General features: G+C 67.3%; 20 protein-coding genes. 8 read left to right on the top strand and 12 right to left on the bottom strand.

The window, feature by feature from the left end:
* Window positions 1-59: 59 nt before the first annotated feature.
* From ndk to VGN66_RS11645, 3 genes are all read right to left on the bottom strand, one after another.
* The gene (ndk, locus tag VGN66_RS11655) at window positions 60-482 is read right to left on the bottom strand and encodes a nucleoside-diphosphate kinase (RefSeq protein WP_327518982.1); all 423 of its coding nucleotides are present in this window, start codon (window positions 480-482) and stop codon (window positions 60-62) included.
* A 406-nt stretch (window positions 483-888) separates the two neighbouring features.
* Window positions 889-1,329: a DNA polymerase III subunit chi gene (locus VGN66_RS11650; protein WP_327519378.1), complete on the bottom strand. Its 441-nt coding sequence runs from the start codon at window positions 1,327-1,329 to the stop codon at window positions 889-891.
* Window positions 1,330-1,336: 7 nt separating this feature from the next.
* Window positions 1,337-2,812: a leucyl aminopeptidase gene (locus tag VGN66_RS11645; RefSeq protein ID WP_327518981.1), complete on the bottom strand. Its 1,476-nt coding sequence runs from the start codon at window positions 2,810-2,812 to the stop codon at window positions 1,337-1,339.
* 145 nt (window positions 2,813-2,957) lie between these two features.
* Between VGN66_RS11645 and VGN66_RS11640 the strand changes: the two genes are divergently transcribed.
* The 4 genes from VGN66_RS11640 (at window position 2,958) to rsmA (ending at window position 8,700) form a co-directional block, all read left to right on the top strand.
* Window positions 2,958-5,246, top strand: a complete 2,289-nt coding sequence (locus VGN66_RS11640; RefSeq protein ID WP_414713208.1) for an LPS-assembly protein LptD — start codon at window positions 2,958-2,960, stop codon at window positions 5,244-5,246.
* 266 nt (window positions 5,247-5,512) lie between these two features.
* Window positions 5,513-6,859: a peptidylprolyl isomerase gene (locus VGN66_RS11635; RefSeq protein WP_327518980.1), complete on the top strand. Its 1,347-nt coding sequence runs from the start codon at window positions 5,513-5,515 to the stop codon at window positions 6,857-6,859.
* Window positions 6,860-6,862: 3 nt separating this feature from the next.
* Window positions 6,863-7,885 carry a 4-hydroxythreonine-4-phosphate dehydrogenase PdxA gene (gene pdxA / locus VGN66_RS11630; protein WP_327518979.1) on the top strand — a complete coding sequence of 341 codons (1,023 nt, stop codon included), beginning with the start codon at window positions 6,863-6,865 and terminating at the stop codon, window positions 7,883-7,885.
* Complete coding sequence (gene rsmA / locus VGN66_RS11625; protein WP_327518978.1) at window positions 7,882-8,700, top strand: 16S rRNA (adenine(1518)-N(6)/adenine(1519)-N(6))-dimethyltransferase RsmA; 819 nt, start codon at window positions 7,882-7,884, stop codon at window positions 8,698-8,700. The genes pdxA and rsmA overlap by 4 nt, the downstream gene beginning before the upstream one ends.
* Window positions 8,701-8,828: 128 nt before the next feature.
* Here the strand turns inward: rsmA and VGN66_RS11620 are convergent, their stop codons facing one another.
* The 8 genes from VGN66_RS11620 to VGN66_RS11585 all read right to left on the bottom strand — a co-directional run bounded on the left by VGN66_RS11620 (window position 8,829) and on the right by VGN66_RS11585 (window position 17,880).
* Window positions 8,829-9,335 (bottom strand): tetratricopeptide repeat protein, encoded by a 507-nt coding sequence (locus tag VGN66_RS11620; RefSeq protein ID WP_327518977.1) that lies wholly within the window; start codon window positions 9,333-9,335, stop codon window positions 8,829-8,831.
* A gap of 32 nt (window positions 9,336-9,367) precedes the next feature.
* Window positions 9,368-10,552 carry an RsmB/NOP family class I SAM-dependent RNA methyltransferase gene (locus VGN66_RS11615; RefSeq protein ID WP_327518976.1) on the bottom strand — a complete coding sequence of 395 codons (1,185 nt, stop codon included), beginning with the start codon at window positions 10,550-10,552 and terminating at the stop codon, window positions 9,368-9,370.
* A 9-nt stretch (window positions 10,553-10,561) separates the two neighbouring features.
* Complete coding sequence (locus tag VGN66_RS11610; protein ID WP_327518975.1) at window positions 10,562-11,095, bottom strand: hypothetical protein; 534 nt, start codon at window positions 11,093-11,095, stop codon at window positions 10,562-10,564.
* An 18-nt stretch (window positions 11,096-11,113) separates the two neighbouring features.
* Entirely contained in the window at window positions 11,114-11,926 is an 813-nt protein-coding gene (locus VGN66_RS11605) for a hypothetical protein (RefSeq protein ID WP_327518974.1), read from the bottom strand.
* Window positions 11,927-12,189: 263 nt separating this feature from the next.
* Window positions 12,190-14,808: a PAS domain S-box protein gene (locus VGN66_RS11600; RefSeq protein WP_327518973.1), complete on the bottom strand. Its 2,619-nt coding sequence runs from the start codon at window positions 14,806-14,808 to the stop codon at window positions 12,190-12,192.
* A 353-nt stretch (window positions 14,809-15,161) separates the two neighbouring features.
* Window positions 15,162-16,619, bottom strand: a complete 1,458-nt coding sequence (gene guaB / locus VGN66_RS11595; protein WP_327518972.1) for an IMP dehydrogenase — start codon at window positions 16,617-16,619, stop codon at window positions 15,162-15,164.
* 98 nt (window positions 16,620-16,717) lie between these two features.
* Complete coding sequence (locus VGN66_RS11590) at window positions 16,718-17,053, bottom strand: hypothetical protein (RefSeq protein ID WP_327518971.1); 336 nt, start codon at window positions 17,051-17,053, stop codon at window positions 16,718-16,720.
* Window positions 17,053-17,880: a CoA ester lyase gene (locus tag VGN66_RS11585; protein WP_327518970.1), complete on the bottom strand. Its 828-nt coding sequence runs from the start codon at window positions 17,878-17,880 to the stop codon at window positions 17,053-17,055. Before VGN66_RS11585 ends, VGN66_RS11590 begins: the two co-directional genes overlap by 1 nt.
* 50 nt (window positions 17,881-17,930) lie before the next feature.
* On the opposite strand from VGN66_RS11585, the gene VGN66_RS11580 reads away from it, so the two are divergent.
* From VGN66_RS11580 to VGN66_RS11565, 4 genes are read left to right on the top strand one after another with little or no spacing between them, the layout of a single operon-like run.
* Window positions 17,931-18,917 (top strand): SPFH domain-containing protein, encoded by a 987-nt coding sequence (locus tag VGN66_RS11580; protein WP_327518969.1) that lies wholly within the window; start codon window positions 17,931-17,933, stop codon window positions 18,915-18,917.
* The gene (locus VGN66_RS11575) at window positions 18,914-19,381 is read left to right on the top strand and encodes an NfeD family protein (RefSeq protein ID WP_327518968.1); all 468 of its coding nucleotides are present in this window, start codon (window positions 18,914-18,916) and stop codon (window positions 19,379-19,381) included. Before VGN66_RS11580 ends, VGN66_RS11575 begins: the two co-directional genes overlap by 4 nt.
* A 36-nt stretch (window positions 19,382-19,417) precedes the next feature.
* On the top strand, window positions 19,418-20,659 hold the full coding sequence (locus tag VGN66_RS11570) for a tetratricopeptide repeat protein (RefSeq protein ID WP_327518967.1): 1,242 nt from the start codon (window positions 19,418-19,420) through the stop codon (window positions 20,657-20,659).
* Between the two features lie 42 nt (window positions 20,660-20,701).
* Complete coding sequence (locus VGN66_RS11565) at window positions 20,702-22,519, top strand: DUF885 domain-containing protein (protein ID WP_327518966.1); 1,818 nt, start codon at window positions 20,702-20,704, stop codon at window positions 22,517-22,519.
* Here VGN66_RS11565 and VGN66_RS11560 read toward each other — a convergent pair.
* Window positions 22,516-23,673 (bottom strand): mechanosensitive ion channel family protein, encoded by a 1,158-nt coding sequence (locus VGN66_RS11560; protein ID WP_414713207.1) that lies wholly within the window; start codon window positions 23,671-23,673, stop codon window positions 22,516-22,518. The two genes, VGN66_RS11565 and VGN66_RS11560, sit on opposite strands and share 4 nt — an antisense overlap.
* Window positions 23,674-23,677: the final 4 nt, after the last annotated feature.

The raw sequence follows: 23,677 nt of genomic DNA, 5'->3' as shown, positions 1-23,677 counted from the left end.
ACGCAAAACGGGCCGGGGTTGCCCCCGGCCCGCTTCGTCTGGTCAGGTGATCGGATCGATCAGCCGACGATTTCTTCCGGCTTGAAGAAATAGGCGATTTCGATCGCCGCATTCTCGTCGCTGTCCGAACCATGGACGGTGTTGGCTTCGATCGATTCGGCCAGTTCCTTGCGGATCGTGCCCGGCTCGGCATTGGCGGGGTTGGTCGCGCCCATGATGTCGCGGTTGCGCTGCATGGCGTTCTCGCCCTCGAGCACCTGCACGACGACCGGGCCGGAGATCATGAATTCGACCAGCTCACCGAAGAAGGGGCGATCCTTGTGCACCGCGTAGAAGCCTTCGGCCTGTTCGCGGGTCATGTGGATGCGCTTGCTGGCGACGACGCGCAGGCCGGCTTCCTCCAGCATCTTGGTGACCGCACCGGTCAGGTTGCGGCGGGTGGCATCGGGCTTGATGATCGAAAAAGTACGGGTCGCGGCCATGGCCGTGCGGCTCCTGTCATATGGGGGATGGATTGCGCGCGCCTCTAGTCGGGTGCGGGCGTGGTGGCAAGGGGGCGGGATGCGCTAGCGGGCAGGAACCGCCGGTCCGGCCCGAGCATCCACCGATTCAAACCCCGCGCGCTGAAGGGTGTAGATTGCCGCGCCGATACATCGATAGGGCGTTTCTTCATCGTACTCGACCCGTACGCGGCGGGTCTGTTCGATCTGGCGACGGGAAATCCCGCTGAGCCGGTCCAATGTCACCTCGCTCCCGGCGACCCAGATCGAGCAACCGTTCGCAGCGGCCCGAACAGTGACAACGAAAGCGTTTCTCTCAGCTCGCTTCACGCATCCCGTTAGCGCTACGCTCGCTGCAATGAACATCCAGGCGGTGAGTAGTCTCATGTTACGCCGCCTGCGCCCAGCGGCCGGTTTCGTCCTGTTTCCAGTAGCGGCGCTCGACGCCGTCGCGGTCGGCGAGGGTCTTCCACGCGATCCGGGCCGCGCCGATGCTGTCTTCGCCAAAGAAGTGGAAGGCGCGGTCGAAGGTCAGGGCTTCGTCGCGCCACTCGCCATCGATCAGCGCGACGTGGCGCGCGCCGTTGCCCGGTGCGACCGCTTCGCCGATCAACACCGGCTGGAGGCTGTCATCGCCTGCCCCGGCCTTCGCGTGCGGCAGGAAGCTGTCGGGGCGGAAGGTCCATAGCAGCTGGTCGATCCGGCGGCGCTGTTCGGCGTCGGCGGAGACGATCAGCAGGCGCTGGCCGGTTTCCACCACCTTCGCCGCGATCTGCGGAAGCGCGCGTTCGAGCGGGGTCGCGGTGAGGTGGTAGAAGTCGACCTGCATCACCCGATCACCGCTCGAAATTGTCGCGGATGTAGCGGTCGAGCAGGCGGACGCCGTAGCCGGTTGCGCCCTTGTCGTAATTCGGGCCGGGCTTGTCGGCCCAGACCATGCCGGCGATGTCGAGATGCGCCCAGCGCACACCGGGGTCGACGAAGCGCTGGATGAACTGCGCCGCAGTGATCGATCCGGCGCCGCGCGGGCCGACATTCTTCATGTCGGCGATCGGGCTGTCGATCAGCTTGTTGTAGGCGTCGCCGAGCGGGAAGCGCCACAGATGGTCGCCGGTCGCGCGGCCCGCAGACAGCAACTCTTCGGCAAGGCCATCATCGTTCGCGAACAGGCCGCCATGCTCGCTGCCCAAGGCGATGATCATTGCGCCGGTCAGCGTGGCGAGGTCGACGATCGTCTTGGGGCCATGGGTGCGCTGGACCCAGGTGACTGCGTCGCACAGCACCAGACGCCCCTCGGCATCGGTGTTGATGACTTCGATCGTCTGGCCCGACATCGAGGTTACGACGTCGCCGGGGCGCTGAGCGTTGCCGTCGGGCATGTTCTCAACCAGGCCGCACACGCCGATGACGTTGGCCTTGGCCTTGCGCAGTGCGAGCGCCTTCATCGCACCGGCAACGGCACCGGCGCCGCCCATGTCCCACTTCATGTCTTCCATGCCGGCCGCCGGCTTGATCGAGATGCCGCCGGTGTCGAAGGTCACGCCCTTGCCGACCAAAGCGACATCGACGTCTTCCGATCCCTTGCCGTTCCAGCGCATGGCAAGCAGGCGGGCCTCACGGCGCGAGCCTTGCGCAACGCCAAGCAGCGCGCCCATGCCGAGCTTTTCCATGTCGGCGCGGTCAAGCACGGTGATCTCGACGCCCAGCTCCGCGAGGTGGCGGCAGCGCTCGACGAAGCTTTCGGGATAGATGATGTTCGGCGGCTCGGACACGAGCGTGCGGGTCAGTTCCATGCCCTGCGTCACCGCGTCGAGCGTCGCCCAGCTCGAATCGCTGTCGGCGGGGGTGTTGGCGAGGGTCAGGGTGTCGAGCGTCGGCTTCTGCTTGTCGGCGAGCTTGGTGCGATAGACGTCGTGGCGCCAGCCGCGCTGCACGGCAGCGGCGGCAAAGCGCGCGACCGCGCGGGCCGTCGGCGCGCCACCCAATGCTGCGAAATCGACCGTCACGGCGGTGACGCCGGAGGTCAGGAAACGCGCGGTCAGGGCGCCGCCGGCACGCTCATAATCCGCCTCGCTGCCCGAACCGACGCCGAGCAGGAGGATGCGGTTCGCCGCTTCGCCGCCGGGTACGAAGATTTCGGCGATCGCGCCTGCTTCACCCTCGAACCGGCCCGCGCGCGCGGCGCCACGGACCAGCGCCAGCGTCGCGTCATCGAGCGTGCCCGCCGGCATCCGGTCCAGCCCGTCCTTTTCGACCGGGAGCGCGAGCACCGCCGCATCGGCGGGGCGGGTGGCAGAAAAAATGACCTGCATGAAGCTTCCTGTTCCTGTGATCGTTAGCGGATCGGTGGGCCGCGATTCCGGCCTATCTAGGCGCGGCATCCGACCGGGGCAACGCCGGGCGATTGCGAAGCGGGCCTTGCGGTGCGATAGGGCTGGTTCGGCCCTGCGCGGGGCGATGGTGCGTATAAAGGGGTTTTCGAGGAACGTGACGCGCAAGGCTCTGCTACTCGCCGGGGTCGTCCCGCTGGCCCTGTGCCTGGCTCCGGGCGCAATTGCGCACGGCGCGCAGGACCTTCAGGACCGCGCGGTCGAACCGCCGCCGCCATCCGAAACCCCGCTGCCCGACGACCCCAACCAGATTCAGTTTTCGGCCGATCTCGCCGAATATGATTCGAACGGCGATGTCGTCACGGTCAGCGGCGATGTGCGCCTGTTCCGCGAAGGCAACCGCCTGCGCGCCGACAAGGTCGTGTGGAACCGCAAGAGCGGGCAGGTCGTGGCGAACGGCAATATCGCGGTCACCAACCCTGAGGGCGACACCGCCTATGGCGACAGCATCGAGCTGACCGATTCGCTGAAGGACGGCGCGATCGAGAATATGCTCGTCGTGCTGGAGCAGGGCGGACGCATCGCGGCGGAGCGCGGGACGCGTGAGGAAGGCGGGGTGATCCGGGTCGATCGCGCGGCCTATACCCCGTGCGCCGTGGTCGATTCGGGCAATTGCCCCAAGGAACCGTCGTGGAAGATCACGGCGGTGCGGGTCGTCTATGATCCGGCGAAGCAGCGCATCCGCTACACCGGCGCGCGCGTGTCGCTGTTCGGCATTGCCTCGCTTCCGCTCCCGGTGTTTTCGCATTCGGTGGGCGACGGCAACGCCAGCGGCCTGCTCGCGCCCGAGCTGCGCTATGACGCGGTCAACGGGTTCGAGGTCGCCCTCCCCTATTATTTCAGCCTCGCACCCAATCGCGACCTGACGCTTACGCCGCGCCTGTTCACCGGCGCGCTGCCGATGGTGCAGGCGCAGTATCGCCATCTGCTCGACAAGGGCGCGTTCACGGTGACCGGCTATGGCACCTATAGCCGGCGCAGCGACGATTTCGTGTCGCCCACGCTGGGCGTGTCGACCGAAAATGCGTTTCGCGGCTATATCGACGCGGTTGGCAAATATCAGTTCGACGAAAACTGGAGCACCAGCGGATCGGTGCGGCTGGCGAGCGACCGCACCTTCCTGCGCCGCTACGACATTTCCAGCGACGACCGGCTGCGCAACAATTTGCGGGTCGAGCGGATCGACCGCGATTCCTATTTCGCGATCAATGGCTGGTTCGTCCAGACGCTGCGCCCGACCGAGAATCAGGGGCTGCAGGCGGTGGCGCTGCCCGAGATCGACTATCGGCTGCGCTTTGGTCAGGATCTGATCCCCGGCGGGCGGTTCGAGTTGCAGGCCAATAGCCTGGCGATCGGGCGCGGCGCGGGTCAGGATACCCAGCGCGCCTTTGCCTCGCTGCGTTACGATCTGCGCAAGCTGACCTCCTGGGGGCAGGAGGTGACGCTGACCGGCTATGCCCGGGGCGATGTGTACAATACGCAGGATACCGCCGCGACGACCGTCGCCAGCTATCGCGGGCTCGAGGGCTTTCGTGGCCGGGCGATCGGCGCCGTCGCGCTCGACGTCAAATGGCCGCTGATCGGCGAAGCGTTCGGCGGCACGCAGCGTGTCACCCCGCGCTTCCAGATCGTCGCCGCACCGCGAATCGACAATTTCGACGTGCCGAACGAGGACGCGCGGTCGGTGGATCTTGAGGATTCCAACCTGTTCGCGCTCAACCGCTTCCCCGGATATGACCGGTTCGAGGATTCGACGCGCTTCACCTTTGGCGTCGACTACGCGCTGTACCTGCCGGGCATTTCGATCGAGGCGAATGTCGGGCAGAGCTATCGCCTCAATTCGCGCGCCTCGATCCTGCCGAACGGGACCGGACTCGATGACCGGCTGTCGGACATCGTCGGGCGGACGGTGGTGCGGTATCGCGACTTCCTGTCGTTCACCCACCGCTACCGCGTGGACAAGGATAATTTTGCGGTGCGCCGCAACGAGATCGACGCCACCGTCGGGTCGCGCACCACCTTCGTCACGCTCGGCTATCTGCGGCTCAACCGCAATATCGGCTTTGCGCTGGAGGATCTGCAGGATCGCGAGGAAGCGCGGGTCGGCGCGCGGGTGCAGATTGCGCGCTTCTGGTCCGCATTCGGGTCGGCAGTGGTCGATCTGACCAATGCCGAAGAGGATCCGACCTCGATCGCCGACGGGTTCGATCCGGTGCGGCATCGCCTGGGCGTGGAATATCAGGACGACTGCATCCGCATTGGCCTGACCTGGAAGCGCGATTACCAGACCACCGGCGACGCGCGGCGGGGCAATTCCTTCCTCTTCACATTGGCGTTGAAGAATTTGGGGCGGTGAGTTTCCAATAATCCTCCCCCGCCAGGGGGAGGTGTCAGCGCAGCTGACGGAGGGGGAGGAAGCATCACGGTTGGAGGCTCAAGGGCACAGCCGTCCTCCCCCTCCGTCGCCTTCGGCGCCACCTCCCCCTGGCGGGGGAGGATTGAAGTGCATCCGATCATGACCATTGCGGCGATAGATTACAGGCCGTAAGCCCCAGTTCAGGCACAATTGGCGATTACACGACCCCGATGAATGTATCGGACAGGTTTCAGGCACAGGTGAAAATGACTTCGAAAGTCGCGCGTTTCGGCCGGATTGCGGCCCTTGTTCTGGGTATTGCGGGCAGCACCGCGATTGCGGCGCAGACCGTCGATGATGGCGCCGTGCCGTCCACGGCGAACCTGAACCTGCCGGAAAACCTGCAGCTGTTCGGCAAGGCCGACCCCAATGTTCGCAAGCCGACAGCGATCATCAACGGCTATGTCCTCACCCGCACCGAGGTCGATCATCGCGTCAACCTCGCGATCGCGATCAATCAGTGGAAGCTCTCCGACGCGGAGAAGGACCAGCTGCGCATGCAGGTGCTGCGGCTGTTGATCGACGAGACGATCCAGATCCAGCAGGCCAAATCGGAAAGCGTGTCGATTTCCGCTGAGCAGATCGAACGCAGCTTTGCCGGTATTTCGCGCCGTTATGGCCGTTCACCCGACGAAATGCGCGCCTGGCTCAAGGAAGTCGGTTCGTCCGAGCGCTCGTTCCGCCGCCAGATCGAGGGTGAACTGTCGTGGCAGGCGGTGATCCGCCGCAGCGTCAATCCGTTCATCAATGTCGGCGATTACGAGATCCAGCAGATCATCGATTCGATCGAGGCCTCGAAGGGCACCAACGAATTTCATCTGCGCGAAATCTATATCTCGGCGTCGCCGGAGCGCGCAGGCGAGGTATTCCAGTCGATGCAGCAGATGATCCAGCAGATGCAGCAGGGTCGCCCGTTCGAATATTTCGCGCGCTTCTCCGAAGCCACCACCAGCGCGCAGGGCGGCGACCTGGGCTGGGTGCGCACCGAAATGCTGCCCGGACCGCTGTCGCAGGCGGCACAGCAGATGCAGGTCGGTCAGGTCGCAGGCCCGATCGAAGTACCGGGCGGCTTTTCGATCCTGTACCTCGTCGACAAGCGTCAGGTCGGCATGCCCGATCCGCGCGACGCGAAGCTCAGCCTGCGCCAGCTGACGGTCAAGTTCCCGGCGGGCATCACCCAGGCACAGGCGACCGCCAAGGTCGCCGAATTCGCCGCGGTGCTGAAGGCGACCAATGGCTGCGGCGCGGTGGGCAAGGCGGCCGAGACGCTGGGCGCCGATGTGATCGACAATGACGCCGTGGTCGCGCGCGATCTGCCGCCGCAGTTGCAGGACCTGATCTTGGGCCTGCAGGTTGGTCAGGCGACCCCGCCGTTCGGTTCGCCGAGCGAGGGCATCCGTGCGCTCGTCCTGTGCGGGCGCGACGATCCCAAGACCGCAGCGGCCCCCTCGGCCGATGCGATCCGTGACGGGCTGGAAGAGCGTCGCACGAACCTGCGCGCCACACGGTTGCTCAAAGATCTGCGCCGCGACGCGATCGTCGAGTATCGTTGAGCCGTGAGCGGCGCGTTGCGCCCGCTCGCGGTTGCGATGGGCGACCCTGCGGGGATCGGCCCGGAGATTATCGGCAAGGCATGGCGCAGCCGCGAGCTGCACGCGCTCGCCCCGTTCTTCGCGGTCGGTGAGCCGGGCGCGATTGCGGCGGTGTGGGACGGGCCAATAGCGCGGATCAGCAGTCCGGACGAGGCGCGCGGCGCGTTTGACGATGCGCTGCCGGTGTTGGCCGTCGATTGCTCTGCTTCCGTCCAGCCGGGTGTGCCGGATGTTGCCGGTGCGCGCTGTGCGCTGAGCAGTCTGGAGCTGGCGACGGGGCTGGCGCGCTCCGGTGCAGCGGGCGGGCTGGTTACCGGGCCGGTGTCGAAGGCACAGCTTTATGCGATCGGCTTCACCCATCCGGGACAGACCGAGTTCGTCGCCGAACGCTGTGGCGTTGCGCCGCAGAACGCCGTGATGATGCTCGCCGGGCCGACGCTGCGGGTGGTGCCGGTGACGACGCACATCGCGCTGGCGGAGGTTGCGCCGACGATCACGATTCCACTAATTCTGGCCAAGGCGCGGGCGACTGCGCGTGGCCTTGCGCGCAATTTCGGGATTTCCGCGCCGCGCCTCGCCTTTGCTGGCCTCAACCCGCATGCGGGCGAAGGCGGTGCGATCGGGCGCGAGGAGATCGAGCTGCTGATCCCGGCGATCGAGCAATTGCGCGCCGAGGGGATCGACGCGACCGGGCCGTTTGCGGGCGACACGATGTTCCATGCGCGGGCGCGCGCGACCTATGACGCCGCGATCTGCCTGTACCATGATCAGGCGCTGATCCCGCTCAAGACGCTGCATTTCGATGAGGGCGTCAATCTGACGCTGGGCCTGCCGATCGTGCGGACGTCACCCGATCACGGTACCGCGTTCGGCATTGCCGGGCAGGACATGGCGGAGCCCGGCGCGATGATCGCGGCGATCCGGATGGCGGCGCAGGCGGCCGCGCACCGCGCCGTCTATGACGCCGAACAGGCCGCAAGCGCGTGAGCAAGCTGCCCCCGCTGCGTGAGGTCATTGCCAGACACGGGCTCTCCGCCAGCAAGGCGTTGGGCCAGAATTTCCTGTTCGATTCGCAATTGCTCGACCGCATCGCACGCGTGCCGGGCGATCTGAAGGGCGCTGAGGTGTTTGAGGTCGGCCCCGGCCCCGGCGGCCTGACCCGATCGCTGCTGGGCGCGGGCGCGCAGGTGACGGCGGTCGAGCGCGACCGGCGCTGTATCCCCGCGCTGGAGGAACTGAGCGAGGCGTTTCCGGGGCAGCTCACGGTGATCGAGGGCGATGCGCTGGAGGTGGAGGCCCCGGCGCTGTTCACCGGCAAGCCGCATATCGCGTCGAACCTGCCGTACAATGTCGGCACGGCGCTGCTGGTCGGCTGGCTGTCGGCGGAGTGGGAGCCGTGGTGGGCGAGCCTGACGCTGATGTTCCAGAAGGAAGTCGCCGAACGCATCGTCGCGACTACGAACAGCGATCATTATGGCCGCCTCGCCGTGCTCGCCCAGTGGCGCAGCAGCGCGCGGATCGCGATGCCGGTGCACCGCAGCGCCTTTACCCCGCCGCCCAAGGTGATGTCGGCGGTGGTGCATATCGTGCCAGGCGACGAGCCGCCGAGGGTGAAGTTCAAGGTGTTGGAGCGCCTGACCGCGGCGGCATTCGGCCAGCGGCGCAAGATGCTGCGGCAGAGTTTGAAGGCGGTGCCGGGCGCGGTCGAGGCAGCGGAGGCGCTGGGGATCGACCCGACGCGGCGGGCGGAGACGGTGAGCGTGGCGGAGTTTGTCGCGCTGGCGCGGGCGCTTTCCAACTAAATCCTCCCCGGAACGGGGAGGTGGCAGCGCGTAGCGCTGACGGAGGGGGCCCGAGCCAAGGGATTCCGTTGCCTCGGGCCCCCTCCACCAGCTTCGCTGGTCCCCCTCCCCGTTCCGGGGAGGATTTTTTAGTTCTTCTTCTCTTCCGCCTTCGGAGCCGGAACCACCTGCGCGGTCGCGGTCGCCGGTGGGCCCTTGGCGATCGCCGCCGATAGCTGGGTCGCGTCGGCGCAATTGCCGCACAGCGTCTTGAGGCGCGCGAGATTTTCCTTGGCGCGTTCGACAGCGCCCTTTTGCACCATCGCTTCGCCCTGACCGCGCAGTGCAGCCTGGTCGTTCGGCTCGAGCGTCAGCGCCTCACGGTAGAAGCGGATCGCCTTGCCCGGCAGGCCCTGTGCGCGGGCGATTTCGGCGAGCACCAGATAGCCGGCGCGGTTGCGTGGATCGACCGCGAGCGCGCTTTCGATCAGGCCGTTGGCGGTGTCGAGATCACCGGTGGCGCGCGCCGCCTTGCCGCGTTCGAGCAAAGCGACCGACCGGGCATCGATCTGGTCGTCGGCGCGCTGGGCGTTGAGCGAGGTCGAAACGCTGAGCAGCGCGAGCGCTGCAGCCGCCGACACGAGCGAGATACGCATGACAATCTCCGGACGTGGAATGGATAGGGCTATCACGCGCGCACCAGCCGCGCGACAAAAAAGCCGTCGGTCGCGTCGCTGAGCGGGGTGAGGCGCATGCCCGGCCCATGCGGCGTGCCGAGCGGGAGCGCGAGCGGCGCGGCGCGGAAGACCGGGTTGCGGGCGAGGAACGCCGTCGCCTGATCCGCGCCCTCGGCATCGAGCAGCGAGCAGACGATGTGGATCAGCGCGCCGCCGGGGCGGACCAGCGCAGCACCGACATCGAGCAGGCGAGCCTGTGTCTCCACCAGCCGGGCGAGCCGCGCAGGGTTAAGCCGCCAGCGTGCCTCGGGATTGCGGCGCCAGGTGCCGGTGCCGGAGCAGGGCGCGTCGATCAACACCACGTCCGCGCTGTCGGCCCAGTCGGCCAGCGCCTCAACCTCGCGGTTCGGGTTGAGCAGGCGGGTTTCGACGATGGTCACACCGGCCCGCTGTGCACGCGGGGCAAGGCGCGAGAGGCGGGTGCGGTCGCTGTCGGTGGCAAGGATCGCCCCCTCCCCCGCCATGGCTGCGGCGAGCGCGAGCGTCTTGCCACCACCGCCCGCGCACAGGTCGACGACGCGCATGCCGGGTGCTGCGGCGGCGGCGAGGGTCACGGCCTGGCTGCCGGCATCCTGCACCTCGAACCAGCCCGCGTCATAGGCGTCGCTCTTGTCCACCTGCGTATCGGCGGACAGGCGCAGCGCGAGGTCGAGGCCGGGGATCGGCGCGGAGTCGGGGAAGGCTGCGGCGAGCTGGTTGCGGTCGGCCCTTAACGGGTTGACGCGCATGTCGAGGGGGGCGCGGTCGAGCAAGGCCGCTGCCTGCTCGCCATCGACGCCCGAGGCGGCGAGCGCTTCGATCAGCCAGGCGGGCGCGACGCCTGGTGCGGCTGAGGGCTCGCCGGGCGTGATCGGCGCGGGGCCATAGGGTGAGCCGTCGAAGGTCGCGGCAAGATCGGGGTCGCGCGCCGCCAGCGCCAGCATCGCCGCACGCCCGCTTACCGGAACCGCGCCACACAGCCGGATCGCGTCATAGACGAGCGCGCGGATCGCACGCCGATCCTTCGACCCCGCATAGCGCCGCGCGGCGAGTTCGCGCGCGATCAGCACGTCTCCCGAGGCCCCGCCCTCACGCGCGGCGGTCAGGATCGTATCGAGCAGTTCGATGGCGGTACGTGTGCGCGCGGCTGGGGTCATGCCCGCGCCTTAGGGTATCGACAGGGGTTCGGCGAGGGTTTGCGGGAACGCGCGAATGATTGCGGGGGCGAGCTTGGCCGCGAGCGCCGTGGGGGTGTCGTTCCGCGTCCCCTCCGCCTGCGCGGTCAGGGCACTGCCGCTCCACACGACCTTTTCATCGGCCCGGCTGACCAGCTCGACCGTCAGCGTGGTGACGATCAGGCCGCGCAGCTGGCGCTTGTCAGACGGCAGCGTGACGCTGACGGCCCCGCCCCAATTGCCAAGGCCGCCCGCTGCACCCTGTTCGCGCCCGTTCGACGCGACCGCGCCGCGCGCCGCACGGGTCAGGCTGATCCGTGCGATGTAGCGGCCGCGTGCCTGCGCCGGGAGTGCGGTGAAGCGGGCGTCGAGCAACGCCTGTTCGACCGCATCGGCGAAGGTCTGGCGCACCGCTGCGGGAGTGGCTTCGTCCTTGACCGCCTCGACCGTCACCGTGCCGGGGGTCGGCACCGGGGCGTCCTGCGCGCCGGAGGCCAGTAGCGCCAAAGCTGCCATCCACATCATAACCATTCCTTCCAAAACCTACCGGACGCGTGTTGAGTCGAGTTCGTAATCGATCCGGATCCGCACCCATTCGCCGACCTGATATTGGCCGCGCAGCCGGGGCGGGCGGACGCGGAACTGCCAGGCGGCGGCGAGCACCGCGCGGCCGATCTGCGCGCCGTCCGGATATTCGTCGAGCAGCGCGCAACTGTCGATGCGATAATCGGCAACCGTGCGGCATGCGATCAACGCCCAGCCGGGCGGCCGCGCGGTTGAGAGATAGCCGCGCAGCTCGCTGTCATAGGGCTCGCGAAACCAGGATGCGGCGTAGAGCGGCTCGCCATTGGGGCCGCTCCCTTCGACGCGGCGCGAATCCCCCGGATCGGGGCCGGGCGCGGGGGGGCCGGCGACGCGGCGCGCGGGTGCCGCCGGACCCGCAGCGGGTCGGCGCGGCAGCGCGGAGATATCGGGCAGGCGACCCAGCGGAATATCGAGCAGCGCCGGCGGCTCGGGCGCGGGATCGGCGACCACCGGATCGGGTGTCGGCGGCGTTTCCGCGTCGCGCGGCTGTGCGCGCTCGGTGGGCTGGGCCACGGCGTCGGCGGGGCGGGCGTCGGATGGCGGTTCGGGCGCGGATTCGGGTTCGGGGCTGACGCCGAACGTTGCCATCGGCACCGTTTCCTCGGGCGGGGTCAGGATCTTGGGCGCGAGGGTCAGCAGCAGCAGCGCCAGCAACAGCTCGATCAGCAGCGCCAGCGCGATCGCGACCGCACGCGTGCCGAACCGATCGCGCACGCGCTGGAGCAGCGGGCGCGAGTCTTCGACTGGGGGTGGGACGGCGATACTCGACAAGGCGCGCTCGAGTTGCCCGCGCATTGCGTCGAAATGATGTCGGCCCTTTTTCCCTCTCCCCTTGATAGGGGAGAGGGTTACCGCAGCTTGGCAGCTTGCTGCCTAGCGAAGGTTGGGAGAGGGGTAGATCGGCGCGCAGCGCCGAGCGTCCGCTGCGCGGCCGCCACCCCTCTCCCAGCTCCGACTAAGGGCCTTGCTTCGCAAGACCCAAGTCTGCGCATCCCTCTCCCCTCCTGCGGAGGGGCGAGGAAGTGGCGGCAGCCCTAAACCCGCTGCAGCATCGCCTCTGCAACCGCGCGTTCGAGGTCCGCCTGGGTGAAGGGCTTGTTCAGCCGGAGCAGCTGGTCCGCCGCGTCGGCGGGGGTTTCGCCATAGCCGGTGGCGAGGATGATCGGCAGTTCGGGGCGCAGCGCGCGTGCTCGTGCGATCAATTCCGTGCCGGTCATGCCGGGCATCGCCTGATCGGTCACCAGCAGCGCGATGTCCTCCCGCGCCTCGAGCTGGTCGAGCGCGGCGGTGCCGGAGTCCGCCTCGATCGCCTTGTGCCCCAGGTCGGTGAGCAGATCGGCGGTGTTCATCAGCACCAGCGGATCGTCATCGGCGACCAGCACCACCAGCGATCGGGTCGCCCGTCGCGCGGCTTCGCGAGGTGGTGTCGGGGCGGCGGCGCCTGCACCCTCAGCGGCGACCGGAAGCCAGAGATGCGCGCTGGTGCCCTTGCCCGGCGTGCTTTCGATCTCGAGCATCCCGCCATTCTGGCGCGCAAAGCCGTGGATCATCGACAGGCCAAGGCCCGTGCCCTTGCCCACCCCCTTGGTGGTGAAGAACGGCTCGGTCGCCCGCGCAAGTGTCGCGGCGTCCATGCCCATGCCGCTGTCGTTGACCGACATCCGGACATAGTGGCCGGAGGACAGGCCGCGGACCTCGCCGACCACCTCCTGTTCGATCCCGTCGATGCAAATGCGCCCGCCATCGGGCATCGCGTCGCGCGCGTTGACCGCAAGGTTGAGCAGCGCCATTTCGAGCTGGTTCGCGTCTGCCCACACTGCCGGAAGATGGTCGGGGAAATGCACCTCGATCCACCAAGACGGCCCGATCGTCCGTTCGAGCAGGCCGCGCATGTCGGCGACCAATGCCGGCATATCGACCCGTTCGCTCTTGAGCTCCTGCCGCCTAGCAAACGCCAGCATCCGCTGGGTCAGCGCGGCGCCGCGATCGGCGGCCTGCATCGAATTATCGATCAGGCGGGTGATCTGCGCATCATCCTCGGGCAGGCGTTTGCGCAGCAGCGTGAGGCCGCTGATGATCGCCATGAGCAGATTGTTGAAGTCGTGCGCGACGCCGCCGGTCAGCTGGCCGATCGCCTCGATCTTCTGTGCCTGGAACAGCGCCTCGCGCGCGACTTCCAGTTCGCGCTGCGCCTCTTCGCGTTCGGTGATGTCGCGGGTGATCTTGGCAAAGCCGATCAGCCGCCCGTCATCGTCATGGATCGCGTCGAGCACCACGCTGGCACGGAAGCGCACACCGCCCTTGCGCATCCGCCACCCTTCTGCGGCAAAGCGGCCGAGGCGGCGCGCGGTTTCGAGTGCGCGCTCGGGCTCTCCGGCAGCACGATCCTCGTCGGGGTAGAAGGTCGAGAAATGCGCGCCCATGATCTCGTCGGGAGCATAGCCCTTGATCCGCTGCGCCCCGGCATTCCAGCTCGCCACCACGCCATTGGGATCGAGCATGTAGATCGCATAGTCGGTCACGCCCTGAACCAGCAGGCGGAACTGGGTGCGGCTTTGTTCGAGCGCGGCGGCGCGTTCGCTCGCGCGGGTTTCGAGTTCGGCGTTGAGTTCGCGCAGCTGGATCGCGGTCTTGCGCAACTCCGCCTCGGCCGCCGCACGCTCGACATGTGCCCAGCTGCGGTCGGTTACCTCGCGGATCAGCGCGACCTCATCGGCGGTCCAGACATGCGGTTCGTCGTGATGCGCCGCCATCAGCGCGATCAGCCGGCCGTCCTTGACCAGCGGCATGCAGCAGGTGGCGGCGATGCGGATCGACTGGAACGCCGCGGCCTCATGCACGGGCAGTTCGACGCTATTGTCATCGAGGATCAGCGGACGCCCGGCGCTGAGTTCGCGCGCCGCCAGCTCGCCGAATGCGGCAAAGCGGTAATGCCCGATGGTCGAGGGTAGTCCGGACCGCAGCCATTCGCCGCGGATCGTCAACCCGGTGCCATCGGCATCCATATCGGCATAGGCGCAATTGGATGCGCCAAGATGCTCGGCGAGCTTGGCCGTGGTGATCGCGAGTACTTCCAGCGGATCGGTCGCGCGCCCGGTGTCGCGGTCGAGCGCGTCGAGGAAGCGCAGCCGCGCCTCGCTCTTGCGCAGCGCCTGTTCCGCGAGGACCGACTCAGTCGTCTCGACCACCACCGCCATCACCCCGGCGGGGTGCCCGTCATCGTCGAACACGGGCGAGTAATCGAGGTCGAGCCAGCAATCCTCGAACACCCCGGTGCGGTTGAGCTTCAGCCGGTGGTTGCGATAGGCGAGCGTGCCGCCGGCAAGGCCGACGCGCATGACATGTGCGTTGAGATCGGCGACTTCGGGCCACGCCTCCAGCACCTTCATGCCGAGCAGGCCGGGATGGCGTTCGCCGGCGAACTGCGAATAGCCGTCATTGTAGATGAGATAGCCGTCCTCACCCCACAGCATCACCAGCGGGACCGGCGAGTTGACGAGGAAGGCGACGATACTGCGCAGGCTTTGCGACCAGGTTTCGATCGGGCCCACGCTGGTCGCGGACCAGTCGAACGCGGCGATGCGCGCGCCCATCTCTCCATCATTGGTCAGGAATGCCGGGACGTTCGCCGCCCGCGCCGCAGTTGATGTCACGCCCGCTCCAATACATGCCCCCGGAACGGCGCGCATGCACCGTCCCGCAGATCAACGCACGAGCGTAACGAACGATCCCAGGCGGGCTAAAGTTTTGGGATCGGGTGAGATTCCATTTGGGATCAGTGCTTGGCCTACCCCCTCGCCCCTCCGCAGGAGGGGAGAGGGACGCGCAGACTTGGGTCTTGCGAAGCAAGGTCCTTAGTCGGAGCTGGGAGAGGGGTGGGCGGCTACGCAGTAGCCGCGCGGAGCTGCGCTCCGCTCTACCCCTCTCCAAGCTGCGCTAGGCAACAAGTTGCCAAGCTCCGCTATCCTCTCCCCTATCAAGGGGAGAGGACAGGTTAGTCCGGCGCCTAGCGCGTCGGGTAGTTCGGTGCCTCACGCGTGATCGTCACGTCGTGGACATGGCTTTCGCGAAGGCCCGCATTGGTGATGCGGACGAACTTGCCCTTCTTCTGCAGGTCGGGGATCGTCGCTGCGCCGGTATAGCCCATCGCCGCCTTGATGCCGCCGATCAGTTGGTGGATCACGTCCTTGGCTGGCCCCTTGAACGCGACTTGGCCCTCGATCCCTTCAGGAACGAGCTTCAATTGATCCTTGATATCGCCCTGGAAATAGCGGTCGGCCGAGCCGCGGCCCATTGCGCCGACGCTGCCCATGCCGCGATAGGATTTGTACGCGCGGCCCTGATACAGGAACGTCTCGCCCGGCGCTTCCTCGGTCCCCGCGAGCAGCGACCCGACCATGCAGGTCGAGGCACCTGCAGCGAGCGCCTTGGCGAGGTCGCCCGAAGTGCGCAGGCCGCCATCGGCGATCACCGGCACGCCCGACTTGGCGGCTTCGTTGGCGGCATCCATCACCGCGGTCAGCTGCGGCACGCCGACGCCCGCGACGACGCGGGTGGTGCAGATCGATCCGGGGCCGATGCCGACCTTCACGCCATCCGCGCCCGCGTCGATTAGCGCACGGGTGGCGGCTGCGGTGGCGACGTTGCCGGCGACGACCTGAACGCGGTTCGACAGCTTCTTCACCCGCTCGACCGCGCGTGCGACGTCCTTGTTATGGCCGTGCGCGGTGTCGATTACGATCAGGTCGACTTCGGCATCGACCAGAGCCGCCGTGCGCTCGAACCCCTTGTCGCCCACGGTGGTCGCGGCGGCGACGCACAGGCGGCCCGCGCCGTCCTTGGTCGCGTTGGGATAGTTCACCGCCTTTTCGATGTCCTTGACCGTGATCAGGCCGACGCAGCGATAATCGGCGTCCACCACCAGCAGCTTTTCGATCCGGCGGGCGTGCAGCAGGCGGCGCGCCTCGTCCTTGCCGACGCCGATCGACACGGTGGCGAGGTTGTCGTGCGTCATCAGCTCGCTGACCGGCTGGCCCGGATTTTCAGCAAAGCGCACATCGCGGTTGGTGAGGATGCCGACCAGCTTGCCGTCGCCTTCGGTCACCGGAATCCCGCTGATCTTGTGCCGCGTCATCAACGCCTGCGCCTCGGCCAGCGTGCCGCTGGCGCGGATCGTGATCGGGTTGACGACCATGCCGCTTTCGAAGCGCTTGACCTGCCGCACCGCCTCAACCTGTTCGTCGATCTCGAGATTGCGGTGGAGCACGCCGATTCCGCCGAGCTGCGCCATGACGATCGCCATGTCCGCTTCGGTCACGGTGTCCATCGCCGAGGACAGGATCGGGATGTTCAGCTTGAGCGACCGCGTAACGAAGGTGCTGGTGTCCGCCATGCTCGGCAGGACCTCGCTCTCGCCCGGGTACAGCAGGACGTCGTCGAAGGTGAGGCCGAGGGGGATATCCATGGGGTGCGCCAATGTCCTGAGTCGAAGATTGGCGGCCCATGTAACCGCGCTATGTGACGGGCGCTAGGGGGTGCTGCGTCGCAGCGCGGGACAGCGCATCAGCCGTTCAGTTTTTGCAGCCATTGCTGGGCCTGTTTGGGTTCGCCGACGGCGTGCGAACCGACCTTGCCGCGCGACCGGAGAAACTCGGCGTGAAGGTCGAACGGCGGCAGCAACAGGCGCTCGCGCATCGCATTGATGTCGTCGCCCAATTCGGTCAGTTCGGCGACCATCGGCGCCGCGGCAGCCCGGCTGGCACGATCGTCATTGTGACCGAACAGGCCCCAACGCCCCGCCGCCGTCACTTCAAGCGCCTTGATCAGCGCGGCGCGATAGTCGCCCTCCAGCTCGATCCGATGCGCGTCGAGCTTCGCCAGGCGATCCGCCTTTGCCATCAGTTGTGCCCGCCCGCGCGCGCCAGCAGTGCCTTGGCGCGATCGACATGCATCTCCTCGATCATCGCGTCCTTGTAGCGTTCGGCCCCGCCGGAGAACGCCGCGACCAGCGCGCGCGCCTCTTCCAGTTCCGCTTCGTTCGGATCGAATGCGGCGCGGGCGATGTCGATCTGGTTGGGGTGGATCAGCGACTTGCCGTCGAAGCCGAGCAACCGGCCCTCGGCGCATTCCGCCGCCAGACCTTCCGCATCGTCGAGGCGGTTGAACACGCCGTCGAGTACCCAGAGTTCGCGCGCCCGCGCCGCCAGCACCACCAGCTGGAGCGACAGCGCCATCTGTGCGCGGCCCGCCGCCGGGGGCAGCTTGAGCGACGCGGCCAGGTCGTTGGTGCCGACGATCAGACCGGCTAGTTCGACGCCCCAGCCAGTGGTGCTGGCGATCGGGCCGACATTCATCACCCCAGCCGCAGTCTCGATCATCGCCAGCACGGGGCGGTCGGCATAGAGCGCGGCATAGGTGATCGCCTCCGCGGTTTCGACCTTGGGCACGATGACATGGGTCGCGGCGGATTTCTTCACCGCCTTGAGGTCCGCCTTCCAGTGATCGCTGTCCTTGGCGTTGACGCGGACGCCGAACGGGCGGTCGCCAAAGCCTTCGACCGCGCGCACCGCCTCCCGCGCCGACTCCTTGTCCTCGGCCTTCACCGCATCCTCGAGGTCGAGGATCACCATGTCGGCGGCGAGGCCCTGGGCCTTCTCGATCGCGCGCGGGTTCGACGCGGGCAGGAACAGCGCAGTGCGCGGCGGGGCGTAAATCGCTTTGCTCATGGCCCCTCTATGCTAGGATCAGGGGAACTAGGAAACCCAGGGGACGCGTGATGGAACTGACGGTCGGCGCATTTTTCATCCTGATGGTGCTGGTGCTGATGTACCTGTTCGCCAGCATCAAGATCGTCCGCCAGGGCTATCACTACACGATCGAGCATTTCGGCCGCTTCACCACCGTCGCGCAGCCGGGGTTCAACCTCTACCCCGCGTTCTTCTATCGCGTGGGTCGCCGCGTGAACATGATGGAGCAGGTGATCGATATTCCGGGTCAGGAAATCATCACCAAGGACAATGCGATGATCTCCACCGATGGCGTGGTGTTCTTTCAGGTGCTCGACGCGGCCAAGGCGGCCTATGAGGTGTCGGACCTGTATGTCGCGCTGCTCCAGCTGACGACGACCAACCTGCGCACCGTGATGGGGTCGATGGACCTCGACGAAACCTTGTCCAAGCGCGACGAGATCAATGCGCGGCTGTTGTCGGTGGTCGATCATGCGACGACGCCCTGGGGGGTCAAGATCACCCGCGTCGAGATCAAGGACATCCGCCCGCCCGCCGATATCGTCAACGCGATGGGCCGCCAGATGAAGGCCGAGCGTGAGAAGCGCGCCAATATCCTTGAGGCTGAAGGCAGCCGCCAGTCGGAAATCCTGCGCGCCGAGGGCCAGAAACAGGCGCGCATCCTCGAGGCTGAAGGGCGCAAGGAATCGGCGTTCCGCGACTCCGAAGCCCGCGAACGCGCCGCCGAGGCCGAGGCCAAGGCGACGCAGGTCGTCAGCCAGGCGATCGAGAGCGGCGGCACCCAGTCGCTCAACTATTTCATCGCGCAGAAATATGTCGAAGCAATCGGCAAGTTCGCGACCAGCCCCAACGCCAAGACCATCCTGTTCCCGGTCGAGGCGACGCAGCTGATGGGTACGCTGGGCGGCATCGGTGAGCTGGCGAAGGAAGCGTTCGGCAAGAGCGAAACCCCGACGCCGCCCCCCGCCCCGCCAGCGCGGGTGCGCCAGTCGCCGTTCGGGACGCCGCAGGAATGAGCGACTGGCTGTCGGATCAGGCCGGCTATGTCTGGCTGATCATCGCGGCGCTGCTCGCGATGTGCGAGCTGCTGATTCCGGGCGTGTATCTGACCTTCATTGCGCTCGGCGCGGCGGCGACCGGCATCCTTGCGCTGGTGTTCCCGGAGCTGGGCGCGATTGGGCAGTTCATCAGCTTTGCCGCATGGTCGACGGTCGCGGTGCTGGTCGGCAAGCGCTGGTACGGCGCGAACCCGGTGCCGAGCGCCGACCCCGACCTCAACAACCGCGCCGCGCGGATGATCGGGCAGAGCGTGACCGTAGTCGAGCCAATCAGCGGCGGCAGTGGCCGGGTGCGCGTCGGCGATGGCGACTGGCCGGCGGAAGGGCCGGACCTAGCCGTCGGGGACAAGGCGCGGATCGCCGATGTGCGCGGTGGCGTTGTGGTGATCGAGGCGGTGGCAGCGATCGGCGCGCCGGACTAGCCCGACTTGCTCCGCGCCATTGCCCTCACTCCATATGTGATCGCGATTGCCGCGCTGACCGGGGCGGCGAGTGCGGCATCGGGGCCGCCATCCCGGAATCGCGTCGCTGCGCTGGAGGAAGCGGGCCGCTATCGCGATGCCGAAGCCATCCGTCGGCAACAGCTTGCCGCGACGGACGGCCAGTCGGGCGAAGATGCGGCTCGTGCGCTGGAAAACCTCGCCAACAATCTGGGAATGCAATCGCGGGGCAGCGAGGCCGCGCCCTATATCCGTCGCGCGCTGCAAATCCGGCTGAAAATCGCGGGCGAGGCCCAAAGCCGGGCCCAAGCATCGCAACGGGCGGCGGCGGCTAGCCTCAACCAGTTTTCCGGGATGCTCGCCGATGCGGGGTCGCTCGACGAGGCCGAGCGCGCGGCGCGACGGGCGCTCGATATGTACCGAATTGCCGGAGACGCCGACACGGTCGCCTATGCGGATACGCGCGTGAATCTGGGCGGGATTCTAGCGATGCGGGGTGAAATCACGCGCGCCGATGGCGAATTCCGCGCGGCGGTCGCATCGCTCAAACAGCGTGAGGAGAGCCTGCACAGGATCAAACCGCAGCCAGGAGTGATCGAGGCGGCCGAACTGGACAGGGCGGCGCGGTCGATCAGCTTGAGCAAGGCCATCGCCCTCAACAACCTGGCAATAAACCTGCATCGCATCGCGCTCGCGCGAACCATCCCGTCGCAGTTTCGTCAGAGCTATATGCACCGCAACGCGATGCTCGCGCCGATCCCGTCCGGGGCAGGCGGCACCGTCGTCGGCATCGATCCGGTCGCGCGCGACGCCATGCTGCGCGAGGCGACCGGCTGGTTCGAAGAATCACTCGACCGGCGCCGTCAGCTGTTCGGTCGCAACCACCTCGACACCGCAAACGCGATGAACAGCCTCGCCGCCAACTACGTCGCGCGGGGCAAGCGGGCCGAGGCCATGGCGCTCTATCGACAGGCGCTCGCTACGAAGCTGAAGTTCCTGTCCCCCGGCGACCGTGACCTGACTTTGGGATATTGGGGGCTGGCATCGATCGTTGATGCGCCCAGCGAGGCGCGCTCACTCTATCGCCTCGCCGCACGCAGCGCGTTCGCGGGGCAGGCCCGGTTCAAGGAATTCGATCCCGCGGCAACATCGGAACTGCGCAGTCAGCGTCCCATCTTTCTGGGCGCGGTGCGCGCCAACTGGGCTATGGTCACCGAAGCCGGCTCCACGCAGGGTGGCGTCGGCGCGGCACCGCGTTAAGGTAACCCTCGTAACCACCCCTCCCGCGTATCCGGAGCCCGCATGACCCCCACCCGCCGCCAGTTCCTTGCCTCGACCGCCAGCTTCGCCGTGCTCCCCACCCTCCCCGCCTGCGCCAGCCAGAGCGGGCCATCGGCGGATGCGGCGGCCGATGCGCTGTTGAGCGCGACCGCCGAGCAGTTGCTGACCAACTCGCCCGAAAGCGCGACTTCGCTCGGCATCGACAAGGGCGAGCGCACGCACCTCAGGTCGATGGTCGAGGATCGCAGCGTCGCGGGCCGCGCCAAGGTTGCCGAGGGACTGCGTGCCCGCATCGCGCAGCTCGACGCGCTCGACCGCAACGCGCTGTCGCCGGTGATGCAGACCAATGTCGATGTGGTGCGCACCGCGTTTCAGGTCGGGGTGGACGGCATGGCGTTCGGCTATGGCGATGTCGCCGTCGGCGGATGGCGCAACGCCCCCTATGTCGCGGTGCAGAATGTCGGCGCCTATCTCGACATGCCCCGCTTCCTCGACAGCGAGCATAAAGTCGAGAGCGCCGCGGATGCGGCATCGTGGCTGGCGCGGTTCGAGGGCTGGGCCGGGCAGATCGACGGCGAGACCGAACGGCTCAAGATCGCGTACGACAAGGGCGTCATCGCGCCCGACTTCCTGCTCGACAAATGCCTGCGCCAGATCGCGCTGACCCGCGGCACCGATGCGGGGAAATGGGAGCTGGTCGAGAATTTCACGGGCAAGAAGGTCGTGACCGGCGATCAGGCAGTGGCCGCAGCAAAGCTGGCGGCGGGCAAGATCGCCCCCGCGCTCGACCGTCAGATCGAAGAACTCAAGCGCCACCGCGCCAAGGCGACGCCGGATGCGGGGGTGTGGAAGTTCCCCGATGGCGAGGCCTATTACGCCTGGGCGCTGCGCGCCGGCACGACGACGACGATGACTCCGGACGAGGTCCACAAGGCCGGGCAGGATGAGCTGAAGGCGCTTCAGTCGGAGATGAATACCATCCTCAAAAAGCTCGGCTACTCCAAGGGCACCGTCGGCGCGCGGATGACCGCGCTCGGCAAGGATGACAAGTTCCTCTACCCCGACACCGACGCCGGGCGGCAGGAAATCCTCGCCTATATGACCAAGACGATCGAGGATATGAAGGCGAAGATGCCGCAGGCGTTCCACACGCTGGTGCGCGGCAATGTCGAGGTGAAGCGCCTGCCGCTCGCCGAGGAGCCGGGCGCGCCGGGTGCCTATGGCGGGGCGGGTTCGATCGACGGGACGGTTCCGGGCCGCGTGTGGCTGAACCTGCGCACCACGCACCTCCACACCAAATACAGCCTCGCCACCCTCGCCTATCACGAAGGCATCCCGGGGCATGCCTGGCAGGGCGAATATACGTTCAAGCTGCCGCTGGTCCGCTCGCTGCTCGGCTTCAACGCCTATAGCGAGGGCTGGGCGCTGTACGCCGAACAGCTCGGCGCAGAACTGGGGGCGTATGACAGCGACCCGGTCGGGCGGCTGGGCTATCTTCAGAGCCTTGCCTTCCGCGCGTGCCGTCTGGTCGTCGACACCGGGCTGCATGCCAAGCGCTGGACGCGGCAACAGGCGATCGAATGGTTCGCCACCGCCAATGGTTCGTCAGTCGAAGAGGTCTCGGGCGAGGTCGACCGTTATTGCAGCTGGCCGGGTCAGGCGTGCGGCTACAAGCTCGGCCACACCGCGATCAACCGGCTGCGGACGAAAACGCAGCGCGAACTGGGCTCGCGCTATGATTTCCGTGGGTTCAACGATGCGCTGGTGCTGGGCGGCGGCGTGCCGCTGACCGTGCTGGAAAGCGTGATCGACCGGCATATCGCCAGCCGGAAAGGCTAGGGCCGCGCGTCTTCGGGGATCGCCCCCGCCCCGCCGCTGGAGCCCTGTTCCCCCGGCGCGGGCGGCACGGGCAATGCGACCGGCTCGCTCCAGCCGGGGCGACCCAGTTCCATGCGGCCGCGCGGCAGTGCCTCGGGCATTTCGTCGCGGATAAATGCCAGCATCCCCTCACGCATGTCGCAGCGCAGGTCGAAGGCGTTGGCGGCGTCGCGTGCGGTGACGAGCGCCCGAACCTCGATCGCGTCCGGGCGGGTGTCGGTGACCTGCAGCACAAAGCCGCGCCCGTCCCATCGTTCATTGGCGCGCACCAGCTCCTCGAGCCGCGCGCGCAACCGCGAAATGTCGGCGGTGGGATCGAGCCAGAAAAAGGCGGTGCCGTGCAGCTGGCTGGAATTGCGCGTCCAGTTCTGAAAACTGTCCTCGAGGAATTTCGACACCGGCACCACCAGCCGCCGCTCGTCCCAGATCGCGACGACGACATAGGTCAGGCGGATTTCCTCGATCCGCCCCCATTCGCCGTCGACAATCACGACATCGTCGATCCGGATCGGTTCAGTGAATGCCATCTGGATGCCGGCGATGATATTCTTGAGCGCCGGTTGCGCAGCCGCGCCGACCGCGAGCCCGGCAAGGCCCGCGGAGGCCATCAGCGTCACCCCGACCGATCGCACGCTGGGGATCGACAGCAGCATCAGGCAGATGGTGACGAAGCCGACCAGGAACACCGCGATGCGGGTGAGGATCGCGCTGCGCGTGCGGCGGCGGCGGGCGAGCAGATTGTCGGCCACGCTGATATCGGCGCTGAGTTCGACCGCCCTGCCGCCCGCGCGGATCATGTTGACCGCCAGCCAGCCGAGCAGCAGCGGCACGATCATCCCGGCCGCCTGCCCCCAGAAGGCGCTCGCACCTTCGCCCAGATGCAGCAGGCGGCGGACAGATGCCAGCGCGAGCGCGACGAAGATCCAGCGCAGCGGACGCTCCGCCCGGTCGACGAACACGTCGTCGATCGAATCGGGGGTGCGCGCGGCGAGCCTGCGCGCGACCCGGATCGCGATCCAGTGCAGCACAAGCGCCGCCACGACCGCGACCGTAACGGTCAGCGCGTCAATGACGATGGGCGGCACTGCCCAGTGACTGGGGAAAACTTGCTGCATTGCA

The organism is Sphingomonas sp. (assembly GCF_035998645.1).
GTDB lineage: Bacteria > Pseudomonadota > Alphaproteobacteria > Sphingomonadales > Sphingomonadaceae > Sphingomonas.
Note: the sequence above shows the minus strand (reverse complement) of the source record. Positions and strands in the feature narration are given on the sequence as shown.

Coding starts and splice junctions, on each gene's coding strand:
- ndk (WP_327518982.1), bottom strand. CDS start 482: ATGGCCGCGACCCGTACTTTTTCGATCATCAAGCCCGATGCCACCCGC.
- VGN66_RS11650 (WP_327519378.1), bottom strand. CDS start 1,329: ATGCAGGTCGACTTCTACCACCTCACCGCGACCCCGCTCGAACGCGCG.
- VGN66_RS11645 (WP_327518981.1), bottom strand. CDS start 2,812: ATGCAGGTCATTTTTTCTGCCACCCGCCCCGCCGATGCGGCGGTGCTC.
- VGN66_RS11640 (WP_414713208.1), top strand. CDS start 2,958: ATGGTGCGTATAAAGGGGTTTTCGAGGAACGTGACGCGCAAGGCTCTG.
- VGN66_RS11635 (WP_327518980.1), top strand. CDS start 5,513: ATGACTTCGAAAGTCGCGCGTTTCGGCCGGATTGCGGCCCTTGTTCTG.
- VGN66_RS11620 (WP_327518977.1), bottom strand. CDS start 9,335: ATGCGTATCTCGCTCGTGTCGGCGGCTGCAGCGCTCGCGCTGCTCAGC.
- VGN66_RS11615 (WP_327518976.1), bottom strand. CDS start 10,552: ATGACCCCAGCCGCGCGCACACGTACCGCCATCGAACTGCTCGATACG.
- VGN66_RS11610 (WP_327518975.1), bottom strand. CDS start 11,095: ATGATGTGGATGGCAGCTTTGGCGCTACTGGCCTCCGGCGCGCAGGAC.
- guaB (WP_327518972.1), bottom strand. CDS start 16,619: ATGGATATCCCCCTCGGCCTCACCTTCGACGACGTCCTGCTGTACCCG.
- VGN66_RS11590 (WP_327518971.1), bottom strand. CDS start 17,053: ATGGCAAAGGCGGATCGCCTGGCGAAGCTCGACGCGCATCGGATCGAG.
- VGN66_RS11585 (WP_327518970.1), bottom strand. CDS start 17,880: ATGAGCAAAGCGATTTACGCCCCGCCGCGCACTGCGCTGTTCCTGCCC.
- VGN66_RS11580 (WP_327518969.1), top strand. CDS start 17,931: ATGGAACTGACGGTCGGCGCATTTTTCATCCTGATGGTGCTGGTGCTG.
- VGN66_RS11575 (WP_327518968.1), top strand. CDS start 18,914: ATGAGCGACTGGCTGTCGGATCAGGCCGGCTATGTCTGGCTGATCATC.
- VGN66_RS11565 (WP_327518966.1), top strand. CDS start 20,702: ATGACCCCCACCCGCCGCCAGTTCCTTGCCTCGACCGCCAGCTTCGCC.
- VGN66_RS11560 (WP_414713207.1), bottom strand. CDS start 23,673: ATGCAGCAAGTTTTCCCCAGTCACTGGGCAGTGCCGCCCATCGTCATT.